At 36.4% G+C, this 15,647-nt stretch carries 15 protein-coding genes, 1 tRNA gene and 1 pseudogene; 5 read left to right on the top strand and 12 right to left on the bottom strand.

Annotated elements, in window-relative coordinates:
• Both GXW81_RS10145 and GXW81_RS10140 read left to right on the top strand, forming a co-directional pair.
• The coding region (locus tag GXW81_RS10145; RefSeq protein ID WP_161531784.1) for an HU family DNA-binding protein at nt 1–355 on the top strand (355 nt) is incomplete at its 5' end.
• Between the two features lie 168 nt (nt 356–523).
• Nucleotides 524–2,323, top strand: coding sequence for a hypothetical protein (locus GXW81_RS10140; RefSeq protein WP_161532212.1), 1,800 nt, complete (start codon nt 524–526; stop codon nt 2,321–2,323).
• 74 nt (nt 2,324–2,397) lie between these two features.
• On the opposite strand, the gene queG is transcribed toward GXW81_RS10140, so the two are convergent.
• Nucleotides 2,398–3,336: a tRNA epoxyqueuosine(34) reductase QueG gene (gene queG / locus GXW81_RS10135; RefSeq protein ID WP_161532211.1), complete on the bottom strand. Its 939-nt coding sequence runs from the start codon at nt 3,334–3,336 to the stop codon at nt 2,398–2,400.
• Between the two features lie 93 nt (nt 3,337–3,429).
• On the opposite strand from queG, the gene GXW81_RS10130 reads away from it, so the two are divergent.
• Entirely contained in the window at nt 3,430–3,714 is a 285-nt protein-coding gene (locus tag GXW81_RS10130) for a rhodanese-like domain-containing protein (protein WP_161532210.1), read from the top strand.
• 44 nt (nt 3,715–3,758) lie between these two features.
• Here GXW81_RS10130 and GXW81_RS10590 read toward each other — a convergent pair.
• From GXW81_RS10590 to GXW81_RS10115, 3 genes and pseudogenes are all read right to left on the bottom strand, one after another.
• Nucleotides 3,759–3,860, bottom strand: a pseudogene (locus GXW81_RS10590) (GNAT family N-acetyltransferase); the annotation flags it as partial.
• Nucleotides 3,861–3,864: 4 nt separating this feature from the next.
• Entirely contained in the window at nt 3,865–4,650 is a 786-nt protein-coding gene (locus GXW81_RS10120; protein ID WP_161532209.1) for a GLPGLI family protein, read from the bottom strand.
• A 111-nt stretch (nt 4,651–4,761) separates the two neighbouring features.
• A complete protein-coding gene (locus GXW81_RS10115; protein ID WP_161532208.1) occupies nt 4,762–5,259 on the bottom strand; it encodes a GNAT family N-acetyltransferase in 498 nt (165 codons plus the stop codon).
• Between the two features lie 179 nt (nt 5,260–5,438).
• Here GXW81_RS10115 and GXW81_RS10640 point away from each other — a divergent pair, with 179 nt between their 5' ends.
• Entirely contained in the window at nt 5,439–6,482 is a 1,044-nt protein-coding gene (locus GXW81_RS10640) for a bifunctional transcriptional activator/DNA repair enzyme AdaA (RefSeq protein ID WP_161532207.1), read from the top strand.
• Between the two features lie 102 nt (nt 6,483–6,584).
• Here GXW81_RS10640 and GXW81_RS10105 read toward each other — a convergent pair whose 3' ends face one another.
• From GXW81_RS10105 to GXW81_RS10090, 4 genes are all read right to left on the bottom strand, one after another.
• Nucleotides 6,585–7,379 (bottom strand): abortive infection system antitoxin AbiGi family protein, encoded by a 795-nt coding sequence (locus GXW81_RS10105; RefSeq protein ID WP_161532206.1) that lies wholly within the window; start codon nt 7,377–7,379, stop codon nt 6,585–6,587.
• Between the two features lie 178 nt (nt 7,380–7,557).
• Nucleotides 7,558–8,568 carry an NAD(P)H-dependent glycerol-3-phosphate dehydrogenase gene (locus GXW81_RS10100; RefSeq protein ID WP_161532205.1) on the bottom strand — a complete coding sequence of 337 codons (1,011 nt, stop codon included), beginning with the start codon at nt 8,566–8,568 and terminating at the stop codon, nt 7,558–7,560.
• A 33-nt stretch (nt 8,569–8,601) separates the two neighbouring features.
• Complete coding sequence (gene prmA / locus GXW81_RS10095; RefSeq protein ID WP_161532204.1) at nt 8,602–9,432, bottom strand: 50S ribosomal protein L11 methyltransferase; 831 nt, start codon at nt 9,430–9,432, stop codon at nt 8,602–8,604.
• A 47-nt stretch (nt 9,433–9,479) separates the two neighbouring features.
• Nucleotides 9,480–10,709: an ABC transporter permease gene (locus GXW81_RS10090; RefSeq protein WP_161532203.1), complete on the bottom strand. Its 1,230-nt coding sequence runs from the start codon at nt 10,707–10,709 to the stop codon at nt 9,480–9,482.
• Nucleotides 10,710–10,714: 5 nt separating this feature from the next.
• On the opposite strand from GXW81_RS10090, the gene GXW81_RS10085 reads away from it, so the two are divergent.
• Complete coding sequence (locus GXW81_RS10085) at nt 10,715–11,944, top strand: exo-beta-N-acetylmuramidase NamZ domain-containing protein (protein ID WP_185153022.1); 1,230 nt, start codon at nt 10,715–10,717, stop codon at nt 11,942–11,944.
• A gap of 194 nt (nt 11,945–12,138) precedes the next feature.
• Here GXW81_RS10085 and lpdA read toward each other — a convergent pair whose 3' ends face one another.
• The 4 genes from lpdA to GXW81_RS10065 all read right to left on the bottom strand — a co-directional run bounded on the left by lpdA (nt 12,139) and on the right by GXW81_RS10065 (nt 15,569).
• Nucleotides 12,139–13,542, bottom strand: a complete 1,404-nt coding sequence (gene lpdA, locus GXW81_RS10080) for a dihydrolipoyl dehydrogenase (protein ID WP_161532201.1) — start codon at nt 13,540–13,542, stop codon at nt 12,139–12,141.
• Between the two features lie 127 nt (nt 13,543–13,669).
• Complete coding sequence (ppk2, locus tag GXW81_RS10075; RefSeq protein WP_015345470.1) at nt 13,670–14,476, bottom strand: polyphosphate kinase 2; 807 nt, start codon at nt 14,474–14,476, stop codon at nt 13,670–13,672.
• A gap of 18 nt (nt 14,477–14,494) precedes the next feature.
• Nucleotides 14,495–15,349, bottom strand: a complete 855-nt coding sequence (gene ppk2, locus GXW81_RS10070) for a polyphosphate kinase 2 (RefSeq protein ID WP_161532200.1) — start codon at nt 15,347–15,349, stop codon at nt 14,495–14,497.
• A gap of 146 nt (nt 15,350–15,495) precedes the next feature.
• Nucleotides 15,496–15,569, bottom strand: a tRNA-Asp gene (locus GXW81_RS10065).
• Nucleotides 15,570–15,647 lie beyond the last annotated feature (78 nt).

The following is a 15,647-nucleotide window of genomic DNA, read 5'->3' as shown; positions in this document are numbered from 1 at the left end:
AGGGCAACCAGGAGTTGCCGGTGGAGGCGAGAAAAAATACTACGCTTCTGCCAATGTAGTCAGTGAAAAAACTTTAGCAGGTCTGACTAAAGACATTGAGAAAATCTCTACCGTGAGTGGAGCGGACATCAGAGCGGTGCTTTATGCTTTGGTAGATGTGATGCAGTCTTCTCTAGCCGAAGGGCAAATTATCCGTTTAGGCGAACTGGGTAGTATGAGGGTGAGCATCAGTAGCGAGGGTAAAGCTAAGGAAGAGGAAGTAACCTCAGCAGCTATTAAAAATGCAAAGGTGGTCTTTACCCCAGGTTCTGACCTGAAAAAGATGCTCGCCACGCTAAGCTACGAAAAGCTCTAGCAGAGGGTAATAAAACCGCACGCGTGAAAAAAAAATCCGCAGGCGTGCGGTTGGGCAACCACAGGCGTGAAAATCTAAACGAGACGCCTGCGGTTTTAAGCCCAAAGGAAATCAAGTAAAAAACGGTTACGAGAAAATAAATTATTAACAACTTTAAAATTAAATTTTATGAAAACAACAGCTACAAAATTAAGTGTACTCGCCTTTTTAGGACTAGGGCTAATAGTTTATGGGCAAAGTGGTAAGGTAGGTATTAACACTGGTAAACCTGCGGCTACACTAGAGGTCCAACCTACTTCTACTAACTTAGCTGGAACAACTAACGAGGGGTTTATTGCTCCAAAACTTTCTAAAACGCGTATTGCTGCTATTGCTAGCCCTGTAGAAGGAACTTTGGTGTATGCCACAGATGAAGCCGACAGTAAAATTTCGGACTATACAGGTGTAGATACCAAAGTAGCTAAAATCACAGAAAAAGGCTACTATTACTACAATGGTACAGAATGGGTAAAGAGTGCCGCAGGAACCTATAGTGAGATTTGGAAAGAGAATAAGTTTACAAGCAATGGGGTAGTTAATAGAGAGGTTATGCTCCCATTCTTAGACTCAGAGGGGGAGAAAAGAAGTGCATTAACCGCTTCTTTCCAATCTACAAATAAATTGAATGAACTTGGTTTTTCACTATCGGCTTATGGGATAGGAATAACAAGATATACTAACACAATTAACCCTACAGCACTGGTTTTAGAAAAGTCAAGAGGCACAATAGATAACCCTACCGCTATACAAAGTGATGATGGAATAGGTCAAATACACTTTAGAGTAGGAGACCCTACGAGTTCTTTTTCGGGAAATAGAGATGCTTCATTTTTCAGAACAACGGTATTAGAGTATAATAATTTGAATTCGTTTTCATCTGAATTCGCTTGGGGAGTTAGAAGAACAACAGACTCTCAGCCCTATTTTGCCATGTTCCTCTCTCCTGATGCAGGGCTTGGGGTAGGTAATAAAGCTACCGATGAACGCCTTTTGGTAAGAGGAACTCCTGTTCATCAAAACATTGTTAAATTTAAGTCTGACACCAATATTGATGCTTTTTGGATTACTAATAAATCGCATACTTACACCCGCTCATTTACAGTATTAGGAGAAGGGGCAGTAGGCTCTGTAATCAATATTGAAAATAACTCTAAAACGGGAGCTACACAAGCCAACAGATGGATGTGGTTTAACGCTTACGATGCTACCCCAACCGACCCTGCATCTGGCTACAGAGAAGGGTTGCACTTGTGGTCTTACAATACAGATGATTCTGCTCCAAGCTCAGGACCTAAACTCATTATTAAGGACAACGGAAATGTAGGGATAGGTGGTACTTACGCTTATAAGATAAACCCTGATATTGATGAGAAACTAGTAGTGGGTGGCTCTATTAAATCTACCGCATTAGCAGGCAATGGGCTTAAAAGTGTGATGGCTGATGAAAATGGTAAACTGGTAGTAGGAACTTCCGCAACAGCTCTAGGCTTGTGGACTAATGATGCTAATAATAATTTAGCTAGATTGGCTACTACTTCTGATGGTACTACTGCTAGAACTAATGATAACCGTGTTACCATAGCAGACGACGGAGCGGTTACGGCTAAAGGGTTTATGGGATACAGCGGAGCCTCCATTTTCCCAGACTATGTGTTCCAAAAGTATTATACAGGTACTTCTAGCCTAAAGTCAGACTATAACTTTAAGACGCTTAGCCAAGTAGAAGATTTTGTAAAAACTAATGGGCATTTGCCAGGATACCAATCCGCAGCGGAAATCAAAAAGCAAGGTTATGTAGACCTTATGGCAACCCAACTGACCAATGTGGAGAAGATAGAGGAGCTTTACTTACACCTTTTAGAAAAAGACAAAGAAGTGAAGGAGTTAAAAGCTAGACTAGAAAAACTAGAAGCTCTACTAGCAAAATAGGTTATAATACCCTACTCTAAAAACACGCCCCATTGCACTACAAAATGCAATGGGGTTTTTATTACCACTTATTATTAGTCTGGTAGCTCTTGGTCTAAGAAAGAGATATTCCGCTGTAACCCTGCAAACTTAGTCCTTTTAACAGGTGATTTTCTAAATATCTCAGAAAACAAATCTTGAGTAAGCTCTCGCCATTCCCTTTTAGTAAAGTTTTTAAGGGCAGGATTAGGGTTAAACAAGGGCTGGTTGTGAGGTTTAGAAAAGCGGTTCCAAGGGCAAACCTCTTGGCAAATATCACACCCAAACATCCAGTCTTGCATATTAGACCTAAACGCCACAGGGATTTCCTCCTTGAGTTCTATGGTAGCATACGAAATGCAACGGCTGCCGTCTATAATTTTTTCATTAACGATAGCATTAGTAGGGCAAGCATCTATGCAACGCGTGCAGCGTCCGCAATGGTCGGTTGTAGGAGCGTCTGGCTCTAGCTCCAAATCGCAAATAATTTCGGCTAGAAAGAAGAAAGAACCGCTTTTCTTAGAAATTAAGTTGGCATTCTTCCCCACCCAGCCAATTCCAGATTTTTTTGCCCACGCCCGTTCCAACACAGGTGCAGAGTCCACAAACACTCTAAAGCCAAAAGCCCCTATTTCCTCCTGAAGTTCCGCAACCATATCCCTCAAAATATCTTTAATAACCTCGTGGTAATCTCTACCATACGCATACTTTGATATTTTAAAGTTATCTATGGTAGGCAATTCCTCTTGCGGAAAATAATTATACGACAACGAAATAACGGAGCGAGAGCCTTCCACCAGTAGCCTTGGGTCTAAACGCTTGTCAAAATGGTTTTCCATATAAGACATCTTACCGTGATAGCCCTTTTTTAGCCACGCTTCTAGCCGAGGAGCTTCCTCCTCCAAAAATGTAGCCTGCGAAATACCACAAGACTGAAAGCCAAAAGCTTTGGCTTTATTTTTTATCAGTTGGGTATGGTAGGCTATTTTGTTCATGGGTGCAAAAGTATAAATTTAATGCCTAAAATTTGGGTATTGTGCTAATCTCTTCTATCTTTACGCCTCAAAACCTTATAATTTAACCGTATTATGATTGAAGAAGTATTAAAATCAGGAAATTACCACCTTATAGATGTAAGAGAACCTATGGAGCTAGAAATGGACGGACACATAGAAACCGCTAAAAACATTCCACTAGGAGAATTAGAAGATAGAAAAGAGGAAGTTACCAGCCTAGACGGCAATGTAATCTTGTTTTGTAGAAGTGGTAACAGAAGTGGCAGAGCCGTAGAATATTTTAAATCTCTTGGGCTTACTAATGTCTATAATGGTGGTGGCTACGCTGACCTAAAGGAAGTTTTAGATAACCTCTAAACCTTTACTAACTCATAAAAAGGTGGCTTAGTTGCCACCTTTTTTTATTTAAGAACTTTCTCAAAGGCTTTCCTAGAGCTTCCCCTAAAGTAAACCTCTCCACAATACTGATAACCTAAATGCTGTAAAATATGGAGCTTTGGTTCTCAATCATCTCTCTATAAAATTATTATATATTCTAACCTTCGCTTGATAGTTTTCTTCAAGTCTTTTTTTACTTTCTTGGTCTGCAAAGTCATAGAGAACTTGTGCAGGTCTTGCATGCATCGCATTTTTAAATACCTTCAAATACTCAGAGTAAGTTTTAACTGTCTTTTCGTTAGCATTCTCTATTATACACTCTTTTACATTCATCCTATCCGATTTTTTTATAGAAATCAATTCAAAACGTACATCTCCCGTATCATCTTCTGCTTCTAAGACTAAACCAGGTAAGCCAAAAAATTTAAACGGTCCTGCAGGAATAGGTATTTCTGTAGTGTACCAAACGGTATAATTTCTTCCTGAAAGTTTCCCCACAGCTTTTTTAGCAGTATATTCTCCTATTTTTTTTGTTTGTGTATCTAATGTCCATTTGGTATCTACTTTCCATTCAAATTTGAAACCTTCATCATTTATTCGAGTATGTTGTGTTATAATGTTATTTTTTAAATCTCCTGTAATATACTCACTTTGAAATCCTTTTTTTCTAGGAACAGAAAGCACCCCAAAATCCATATTAGCTCTAAGTTTCAATCTTAAAGAATCTGACTGAATCCTTGCCTCTGAAACATATAATGTCTCATTAACATCAATAAATAACCTAACATCATAGGGAACTACAGCTTCTTGCGTTGTAAGAGAATCTATACGGTGAAACACACGATAGTCCACTCTAAGCTGAGATATTAAAACTTGAAAACAGAATAAAGAAAACAATATACAGACTCTTACCATTAAATCACTATATAGATATATAATATTTTTGCAATTGCTAATGTATAACATTTAGGATAATCATTTTCTTTTAGATTCCTCAATAAATAGGTTAATCAGCAAAAGCCTTTTTTATTTTAGAACTTTCTCAAATGCTTTCCTAGGGCTACCTCTAAAGTAAACCTCTCCACAATACCAATAACCTAAATACTGTAAAATGTGGAGCATTGGTTGGTTATCGTAATTGGTATCTACTTTTATACTGTAAATATTTTGTTGTTTCGCCCAATCTTCTATCCACAGGAACATCTGTTTAGCAATCCCTTTTCCTAAGCATTGGTCGTGTACCACTACACGATGCACCACTATATAATCTCCGTTGGATAACCATTCGCCCTCTATATTATCATAGGCTGGTTCGTTATTGAGCACTAGAGCGGCATAGCCCAAGACCTCATCACCTTGAACCCAAACATAGCCCACCCCATCACGAATGTCTTGTTCTAACACACTTCTATCAGGGTAACCATCTTGCCATTGGTTGCTGCCGTCTTCCTTTCTTCTTCTAATGCCCTGCTGAAGCATCTCCCAAATAATATCTGTATCTTCTATTCTCGCTGGTTGAAACATCTATTTTTATTTTTTCAAATGTAGTACATTTTCTTATGCTTATTGTAATATTTTCGCAAGTGGAGAGATAAAAAATACTTGTTCATTTTTCGGTTGTCCCTAATTTTAGTATAAAATAAATTTGCCTTATCAAATTATTAAATCTAATTTAAACCAAATTTAACCCTATACCTTTTTAAATGAACTTAACTAAAGAAACTATGTACAAAGCTATTGTAGAAAAAGACACTTCATTTGAAGGAATATTTTTTACTGCTGTAATTACCACAGGTATTTTCTGTCGCCCCACTTGCACCGCGAGAAAACCTAAATTAGAAAATGTTGAGTTTTTTAGCACTACCAAAGAGTGCATACTTAAAGGATACAGACCTTGCAAAGTTTGTAAACCTTTAGAAAACCTAAACCAAACCCCTGAATTATATCAAAAAATCATTGATGAACTCTCACAAAATCCATCATTAAGATTTAAAGATTATGATTTGAAATTGAGAGGAATTGAACCTAGTAAAATAAGACGATGGTTCAAAAAAAATCATGGAATTACCTTCCAAGCCTACCAAAGGTTATTTAGAATCAACTCAGCTTTCAAAAAAATGCAAAGCGGAGAAAGTGTTACACACACTGCTTTTGATAGTGGTTTTGAATCATTAAGTGGGTTTACGGATAGCTTTAAAAGTATCTTTGAGGTTTCTCCTAAAAATGGAAAACAACAAAACATCATAGACCTTAAACGAATTGAAACACCACTAGGAACTATGATTGCTTGTGCTACTCAGCAAGGGATTTGCCTTTTGGAATTTACTGATAGAAAAATGTTAGAAACCGAATTGAAAGCAATTGCTAAACTCTTCAATGCAACTATCATACAGGGTAACAACCCTCACTTTAACCTCTTAACATCTGAATTACAAGAATATTTTAACGGAAAAAGGAAGATGTTTTCTGTACCATTACATCCTCTAGGGACATACTTCCAGAATAAAGTTTGGGACGCATTGCAACGCATTCCTTATGGCACCACAAAATCTTATAAAGAACAGGCAATAGATATTGGAAGCCCAGAAAGTGTAAGAGCTGTTGCCAACGCCAATGGAATGAACAGAATTTCTATCCTAGTGCCTTGCCATAGAGTGATTGGCTCTAACGGCGAATTAACAGGCTATGGTGGTGGACTATGGCGTAAAAAATATTTATTGGAACTTGAAGCCAACAATATCAATTAAAAAGATAGTTGAATTGAAAAGCATATGCGGAATAAATGTTTGGCTTTTCAATTCAACACCGCCCTCCGCCTTTTACAAATACAATTTTAGCTGCAGGTGTTTTTAGAAGTCATTTTTGATGCTTGAGAAGGTTAATATATTCAAATTTTCTTTCAGAATTGAATTAACAACATTTTCTTTGCCAAACTTTTTACTCAATATTTTCAATATTATTTCCCTTTGATTCTTATTTTTTATTAAAATGTATTTTATATTTTCAATTACCAACGGATATTCGGGAAAATGCGGTTTTTTTCTAAATTCATTATTCTGTATTTTTTTAAATAATTTACTCCTTTCATCAACTATTTTTTCATAATCTGATTCTAATTGTGGAATAAATCTCCATTCCCTTTCATGATATGTAATAATTTGTTTTTCCTTATATTCAGTCTTCCAATTTTTAAAATGTTGAATTGTTGGAACTGTTATTTTATTGATTTCACTTATTAAATAATCAAGACTAGAATAATCTTTTTCAACTTTTTCTCCACCTAAAATATCATTTAAAGTATCAGGAATCATCTGTTTTAACATATTTACAATTTGAATAGTGTTTATATCATAATGTAAATTTTTAAAAACTGTATTTTCGTGAGTATAAACTACAGGAGAAATTGATTTTTTTACTGCCCAATCTAAATTCATTCCAATTCCATATTCACCATATCGCGCAAATAAATGTACATCTTGCAATGGAATATTGCAAAAACTTACCATAGGAATGTAATATTTAAAATCACCTACTATTTCAAAACAATATGATGGGATGAAACCATTATTCAGTATTTTTTTCAGTAATTCAAAAGTTTTTGTGTAATGGAATATATGTTCTACTTTTTTTTGCTCAAATTTCATTGTATTACGAGATTTTAATACACTTGCAACTAACACTCTGCTATGCGTAAGGGATAGAGGTGATATCCTTTATCTTTTGACCGCCAAAGCCTTCGCTAGGGACAAAAGGTAAAGATAAAGCCGAAAGCCCGACCCCTAGCGGTGGGATTTTCGGCTGATGGAAAGGGGTTACGCCCTATTAGTTTAGTTTGGCAGTGAGCTTTTTGAACTGTTTTTCTACATTTTTGCCTTCGTAGAGAACATTATATACCGTGCTAATGATAGGCAGTTTAAGCCCCTTTTCTTTGGCGGTGTTGTAGATAGATGCCGCAGCGTAGTAGCCTTCTGCCACCATATTCATAGATTGTATCGCCGATTTTACCGTGTAGCCTTTGCCCACCAAATTTCCTAAAGACCTGTTTCTAGAAAACAGCGAGTACGCCGTTACCAATAAGTCCCCTAGATAGGCGCTTTCGTTAACATCTCTTGGTGCTTCGTAAATGGCTTCTAGGAAGATTTCCATCTCACGAATGGCGTTGGATACATATACCGCTTGGAAATTGTCGCCGTAACCCAAACCGCTTGCCATACCTGCTCCTATGGCGTAAATGTTCTTTAGTATTGCACTGTATTCGTTGCCAAGTATATCGCTACTGGTACTCACTTTAATATAGCTAGACGAGAATAAATCTTTCAGTTTTTGTGCATTTTCTTCTTCTACGGTAGCGACGGTAAGGTACGAAAGGCGTTCCATAGCGACTTCCTCCGCGTGGCAAGGTCCTGCAATTACTGCCTGATTTCTAAATCCTATCTGAAATTGGTCTCTAAGGTAATGTGCTACTATATCGTTGTGTTTAGGGACAATCCCTTTTATAGCGGATACAAACAACTTGTTGGAATAATCGCAAGTCATTTTCTCTAAACTGTCCGACAAATAGATAGACGGCGTTGCCAAAATGATAACATCACAAGCCGATACGAGCTGATTAACATCGGTAGTAATATTAAGATGACGCGTATTAAACATCACCGATTGTAAGTAAGTAGGATTGTGTTTTCTAAGTTCTATGGCTCCTTTTACAAACTCATTACGAACGCACCAATGCACCATTTTTGAGTTCTCTTGAAGCATCTTTACTATGGCTGTAGCAAAACTTCCGCTACCCAAAACCCCTACGCTAACTGCTGATTTTTTATCTTTTTTAGCCATTATAGACTTTATTTTGAGTTACAAATATAGCGTTTAGTTTTTTTCTAAAAGCAGACTTACCCACTCTTCTCTTTGTACTTTTTTGTTGAGTTTAAGGTTCTGTGCCGTACAAACTTCCATAATGTCTTCTACATCAAAAAAGCATAAGCCTGAGAGTAACAACTGACCGCCTTTTTCTAACACCGAAACATAAGTTGGAATATCGGAAATAAGAATATTTCTATTGATGTTTGCCAATATAATATCAAATTTTTCCTGTCCTAAATTCTCGGCAGTGCCTTCTTCTATCCTTAAACTGACTTGGTTTCGGTCTGCGTTTTCTTTGGAATTTTCTACCGACCAAGGGTCTATATCTATGGCTAAAGTATCTCCTGCTCCTTTCAGTTTAGCGAAGATTGCCAATACTGAAGTCCCGCAGCCCATATCTAGTACTTTTTTGCCTTGAAAATCCATCTCCAGCATTTGCTGAACCATCAGGTAAGTAGTGGCGTGATGCCCCGTACCAAAAGACATTTTAGGCTGTATGATAATTTCATAATCCAGCGGTTGAGGCTCATGGAACTCCGCTCTAATGTAAACTTTATCTTCTACATTGATGGGCGAAAAGTTCTTTTCCCATTCCTCATTCCAATTGATATTGGGCATTTCGGTATAAGTATAATCTATCTCTACGCCTTCTTGTTCAAAAATATAGAGTGATTTGATAGTGTCTTCGTTTAAATCGTTCTTCGGAATGTAGGCTAAAATACCGTTAGTTTCCTCTGTAAAGCTATCAAAACCAATATGTATAAGTTCTGCCATTAAAATCTCACTCCAAGGTTGCGGTGGCGTAATGGTAAATTTGAATTCTAAATAAGATTGCATTCTAATGTATTGTTTCCACAAAAGTACAGAAAAATCGCTGATGTACCTTAATTGTATTTAATCGCTTTAACTGGTGATATTTTACTAATTAAATAACTAGGAAAAATAAGCGATACCGCAGACACCAACAAAATCCCTAAAGAAATTGCCACAATATAAATAGGATTTAAGTCTATTGGTACTGTACTGATATAATAATTATCAGGATTGAGCTGAACAATGCCCGTCCATTTTTGTAAAAGTAGTAGTCCCAATCCTATGAAATTCCCCACTAACAATCCTGGAACCATAATAAGTAAAGTGTAATTGATGAAAATAGCTCGTATTTGAGCATTATTTGCTCCCAAAGTTTTCAATACCCCTATGGAATTGGTGCGTTCTATAATTAAAATAAGCAACACCATTACAATATTGATGATTACAACCACCAACATAATTGTGATAATTAAAGCTATATTGGTATCAAAAATGTTAATCCAATTTACAATTTCTGGATACTTATCTGTTATCTTTTCAGCATAGTTTTTATATCCTATTTTCTCTTCAATCTTTGGAAAAACCTCATCTATTTCTCCCATATCTTTAAGGAAAATATCTATACCACCTATGGCAGTTTTATCCATATTTTGTATCCTCCTCACATGGTTGATATCTCCTATGATAAACAGGTCGTCTATCATTTTGATATCCGTTTTGTAAATCCCTTTAACTTTAAATTTTCGGTAGATTGGCTTTTGGTCTTCTTTAGAGAAAATAGCCACTATTTCATCATTTAGTTTAAGTCTTAAATCATTGGCTATTTTTTCTGGTAAGATGACCTCATTATTATATCCCTTTTCTGTAAAGTTAGGAACGCTACCTTCCACCAAAAACTTTTCAAATCTTTTGGCATCAAAATCTTTCCCAACACCTTTTAATAAAATCCCAGAGAAATTTTCTTCTGTTCTAAGAATACCACTTACAGACGCATAAGACTGCATACCTTCTACTTCTTGTAAGCCCTTAATTTGATTTATATTGATTTCTTTTAAGTCTAGAACTGAAGAGTTGTAAGACGAATTAGACCTAGTAGATTTCACCGAAATATGCCCCGAAAAATCTCCCATCTTATTTTTGATGGCTTTTTTAGCTCCCAAACCTGTGGCTACAGTAATTAAAGAAACAATGACACCCAACGCGACAGACAGCCTCCCGATAAACACAATCACCTTAGAAAGATTATTTTTATTATCTTTGGAGAATGCTATTTTTTTAGAAAAATATAATGGAAATTTCAAAACCTATGTATTTAAGCTTCAAAATTAAAAATTTACTATTGATTTGCCTAATTTATTTAGGGTTATCTGGTAGAAACTATGCTCAAAATGGTAACAACTGTCCTAATTTTAAAACAGGAGCCGACCAACCTGAGCTTTATCTTCCTCTATTAAAAAATAAAAAAGTGGGCGTGGTAACCAACCAAACAGGGCTGGTGCTAAAACCACAAAAACATAATCCTACTACCATAGACACACTCAGCATTGTGGATTTCCTAAGAGAAAACACTATAGACATCAGAAGAGTTTTCGCTCCAGAACACGGTTTTAGAGGCGAAGCCGATGCAGGAGAATATGTAAAAAATGGTGTGGATACCCAAACAGGTATTCCCATTATTTCTCTTTATGGTAAAAACAAAAAACCAACTGCAGAACAAATACAAGATTTAGATATTATTCTTTTTGATATTCAAGATGTTGGGGTAAGATTTTACACCTATATTTCAACCCTTACCTATGTGATGGAAGCCGCCGCAGAGCATAATGTAGAAGTGATTGTACTAGATAGACCTAACCCTCACGATGGCTACACAGATGGACCTGTATTAAAGGAAAAATGGACAAGTTTTGTGGGTATGCACCCAGTTCCTATAGTCTATGGATTAACCATTGGCGAGTATGGTAATATGGTAAACGGCGAAGGGTGGCTTAAAAATAAAATAAAAGCCAAATACACCTTAATCCCAATGAAAAATTACCATAAAAAACAACGCTATCCTATACTTAGACGCCCTTCTCCTAACTTACCAAATGATAAATCTATCAATCTATATCCTTCCCTATGTTTTTTTGAAGGAGCTGAGGTTTCGGTAGGACGCGGCACTGACTATCCTTTCCAAATTTATGGTTCACCATGGACTAAAAAATTAAGTTATAAATTCACTCCAAAGCCTAATTTTGGAGCTAAAAATCCGCCTTTTAACGGACAAGTATGCTATGGAGAAAATCTCTCTGAATACTCTAAAGATTTGAGAGAACTTAATCTAGAATGGGTAATTACAGCTTACAAAAACTATAAAAATCCTAATAAACCATTCTTCATCAAAAATCTTTGGTTTGATACTTTAGCAGGGACTGACCAACTAAGGCTTCAAATTATACAAGGAAAAAGCGAAACGGAAATCAAAAAATCTTGGCAAAAAGACTTACAAGAATTTGAAAAAATTCGTCAGAAGTATATTGTTTATAAAGAATAATACCTAGCTAAATTATATTTATATTGAAAAATACAGCTCCTAGAACTATTTATAATACCAAATGGAGCAATTTATAGTTTCAGGTATTCTCAATTCTTTCAAATTCAATAATTATTGAATAAATACCTATAAAAAACGCTGTTAGAGAAATTTTTCTAACAGCGATTTTTTATATTAATTTAACTATAAATCAACTACATATGTAATGCTCTTTTTCCTGTAGCATCTAAAGCCGCTTCTTTAATAGCCTCTGTAAATGTTGGGTGAGCGTGAGAAATTCTTGAAATATCTTCTGCACTCGCACGGAACTCCATAGCTACTACAGCTTCTGCAATCATATCCGCAGCACGAGCTCCTATCATATGAACTCCTAAAATTTCGTCTGTTTTTTCATCAGCCAATACCTTAATTAGTCCATCAATATCTCCACTCGCACGGCTCCTACCCAAAGCTCTCATTGGGAAACTTCCTACCTTATAAGAAACGCCTTCTTCTTTAAGCTGCTCTTCTGTCTTCCCTACTCCAGCTACTTCTGGCCAAGTGTAAACCACCCCTGGTATTAGATTGTAGTTAATATGAGGTTTTTGCCCTGCCAAAGTTTCTGCTACAAAAACACCTTCTTCTTCCGCCTTGTGAGCCAACATAGCTCCTTTAACTACATCACCAATCGCATAGATGTTAGACACATTAGTCTGAAGGTGGTCATTTACTTTTACTCTTCCTCTTTCATCTAAATCTACACCTGCATTTTCTAAACCTAAACCTTCTGTATAAGGTCTTCTTCCCACTGATACTAAGCAATAATCTCCCTCTACACTTACTTCTTCTCCTTTTTTATCTTTAGCCGTTACTACTACTGTATCGCCTTTTCTTTCCATCGCAGAAACCGCTGTAGAAAGCATAAATTTCATTCCTTGTTTTTTAAGAACTTTTTGTAATTCTTTAGACAAAGAACCGTCCATTCCTGGGATAATTTTATCTAAATACTCTACCACTGTTACCTCAGAACCAAGTCTTTTGTAAACAGAACCAAGCTCCAACCCTATCACACCACCACCAATTACGACAAGATGTTTAGGTATTTCTTTCAAATTAAGAGCCTCCGTAGAAGTTATGATTCTTTCTTTATCTAAACTGATAAAAGGTAAAGAAGAAGGCTTAGAACCTGTAGCTATAATGGTATATTTAGACTCAATAGACTCTGTAGAGCCATCATTTTTTGTTACTTTAATTTTAGTTGCCGTCTCAAAACTTCCTACCCCTTCAAAAACTGTAATTTTGTTTTTGTCCATTAGGAAATTAATTCCTTTGGTTGTTTGGTCTACCACTTCGTTTTTTCGCTCTATCATTCTAGCCAAATCTGCTTTAGGCTCGTTGATAACAATCCCGTGGTTTGCAAAGTTATGCTTCGCATTTTCAAAATGCTCCGAACTATCCAAAAGTGCCTTAGACGGAATACATCCTACATTAAGACATGTTCCTCCCAAAGTAGGATATTTCTCTATAATAGCTGTTTTAAAACCTAATTGTGCACAACGAATAGCTGCCACATAACCTCCAGGTCCAGAACCGATAACAGTAACATCAAATTGACTCATTATAATTCAAATTTATTTTTGTTTTTACCCTGACAAATGTACTAATTTTTATATGAACCACCAACCTAGATATTCCGCAAACCTAAAACAAAAAAGGCGACTAATAAGCCACCTTTTGTAAACTACCCTAATCTTCTAACTCTTCGTGAGTTATCACCTCTGAGTTCTTCGGTTCGTACGGAATTTTATCCAATATATACTCTAATGCTTCTACTCTTGCCTTAGATTTTTTATTGGCTTTTAATACTTTCCACGGTGCAATTTCTGTATCCGAAACCTCAAACATTTTTTCCTTATATTCCGTATAAACATCCCATAAATCTAAAGCCTTAGCATCTACAGGGCTATACTTCCATTTTTTAAGAGGATTTTCTATAATATCAGCAAATCTCTTTGCTTGTTCTTCTTTTGAAATGGAGAAATACAATTTGAGCAAATAAGTACCCGAGTTTACTAGCATTTTTTCAAACTCATTGACTTGTGACATAAAAATATCATACTCTTCTTTTGTACAAAATCCATTAACAGGCTCTACTACTGCACGGTTGTACCAGCTTCTATCAAAAAATACAATTTCCCCAGCTTTTGGCAACTGACTAATGTATCGCTGAAAATACCATTGACCTTGCTCTACCTCATTAGGCTTTGGAAGAGCTACCACACGATGCTCTCTAGGATTAAGATGTTCGGTAATTCTTCTTATCGCTCCTCCTTTACCAGCGGCATCTCTACCTTCAAAAATAATGATTACTCTCTGTTTATTTTCTACTACCCAATTTTGCATTTTGATAAGCTCTTCCTGTAATTTAGCCAATCTTTTCTCGTACTTTATCGTACGCAATGCTTTGTCTGGATTAAGCGTATCTGACTGCAATAGAGCGTAAAGCCCCTTTTTAGTATCTAGTTTTTTATATTGTGTATCTGTAAGTTCCATATTGATGTTTATTTATAATTAAAAGTCTATTTGCTTAATCATTCTAAAGTACCTTTGTACCACACTAGGGTCTGGGTTAAGAGAAACCTCATTCTCTCCTTTTCCTTCATAATCAAACTGACTAAGCACATATCTTATAGCTTCTAACCTCGCTCTCTTTTTATTATCAGACTTCACCACTACCCAAGGCGAAAAGGCATTATGAGTTCTAGAAAACATCTGATTTTTGTATTTTGTGAACTCGTCCCATAGTTCCTGTCCTTTTTCATCTACGGGGCTGTATTTCCATTTTTTCAGTGGATTTTGAAGCCTACTATTAAAACGGAATAACTGCTCATCTTTGCTTACAGAAAACCAAAATTTAATAATATGCGTCCCCGATTCGTAAAGCATATGCTCAAACTCTGGCACCTGAACCATATATTCCTCATATTGCTCTGGCGTACAGAACCCCATCACAGGCTCTACTACCGCTCTATTATACCAACTTCTATCAAAGAAAACAATCTCACCAGAATTAGGAAGTTCTTTAATATATCTACGAAAATACCATTGTCCTCGCTCCACATCCGTAGGCTTATTAAGAGCTACAATACGCATAGCACGAGGGTTAAGATGTTCCGCAAAACGCTTAATAGTTCCTCCTTTACCAGACGCATCTCTACCTTCAAAAATAATAGCAACCTTTTTACCCGTATTTTTAATCCAGTTCTGAAGATTTACAAGTTCAGCTTGTAACAATTTTAACTCATCTTCATACTCTATCTTTTCTATAAGGGCAGCATATTTGGAATCTTCATCTTGATGCTTGTAGAGGTATTTCATCAAATCCTCTTTGGTTTTCATTTTCTCTAAATCAGTCTTTGGTATCATATAATAATCTTACTTTTATTTTACTCTATAAAGTTAAGATTATTTGGCTAAAAATGAAAAGTATCTCAGATGATTTTTAACAGCAAGAAAAGTCTAAAAACAAAAAAACCTCCAGTTACTACTAGAGGTTCTAACCATAAATACAGCGATCCGGACGGGGCTCGAACCCGCGACCACCTGCGTGACAGGCAGGTATTCTAACCAGCTGAACTACCGGATCAGAAAAAAGTTATAAAAAAGCGATCCGGACGGGGCTCGAACCCGCGACCACCTGCGTGACAGGCAGGTATTCTAACCA

It is taken from the genome of Riemerella anatipestifer (genome assembly GCF_009932355.1).
Taxonomy (GTDB): Bacteria; Bacteroidota; Bacteroidia; order Flavobacteriales; family Weeksellaceae; genus Riemerella; species Riemerella anatipestifer_E.
This window is presented reverse-complemented; position numbering and strand designations above follow the sequence as displayed.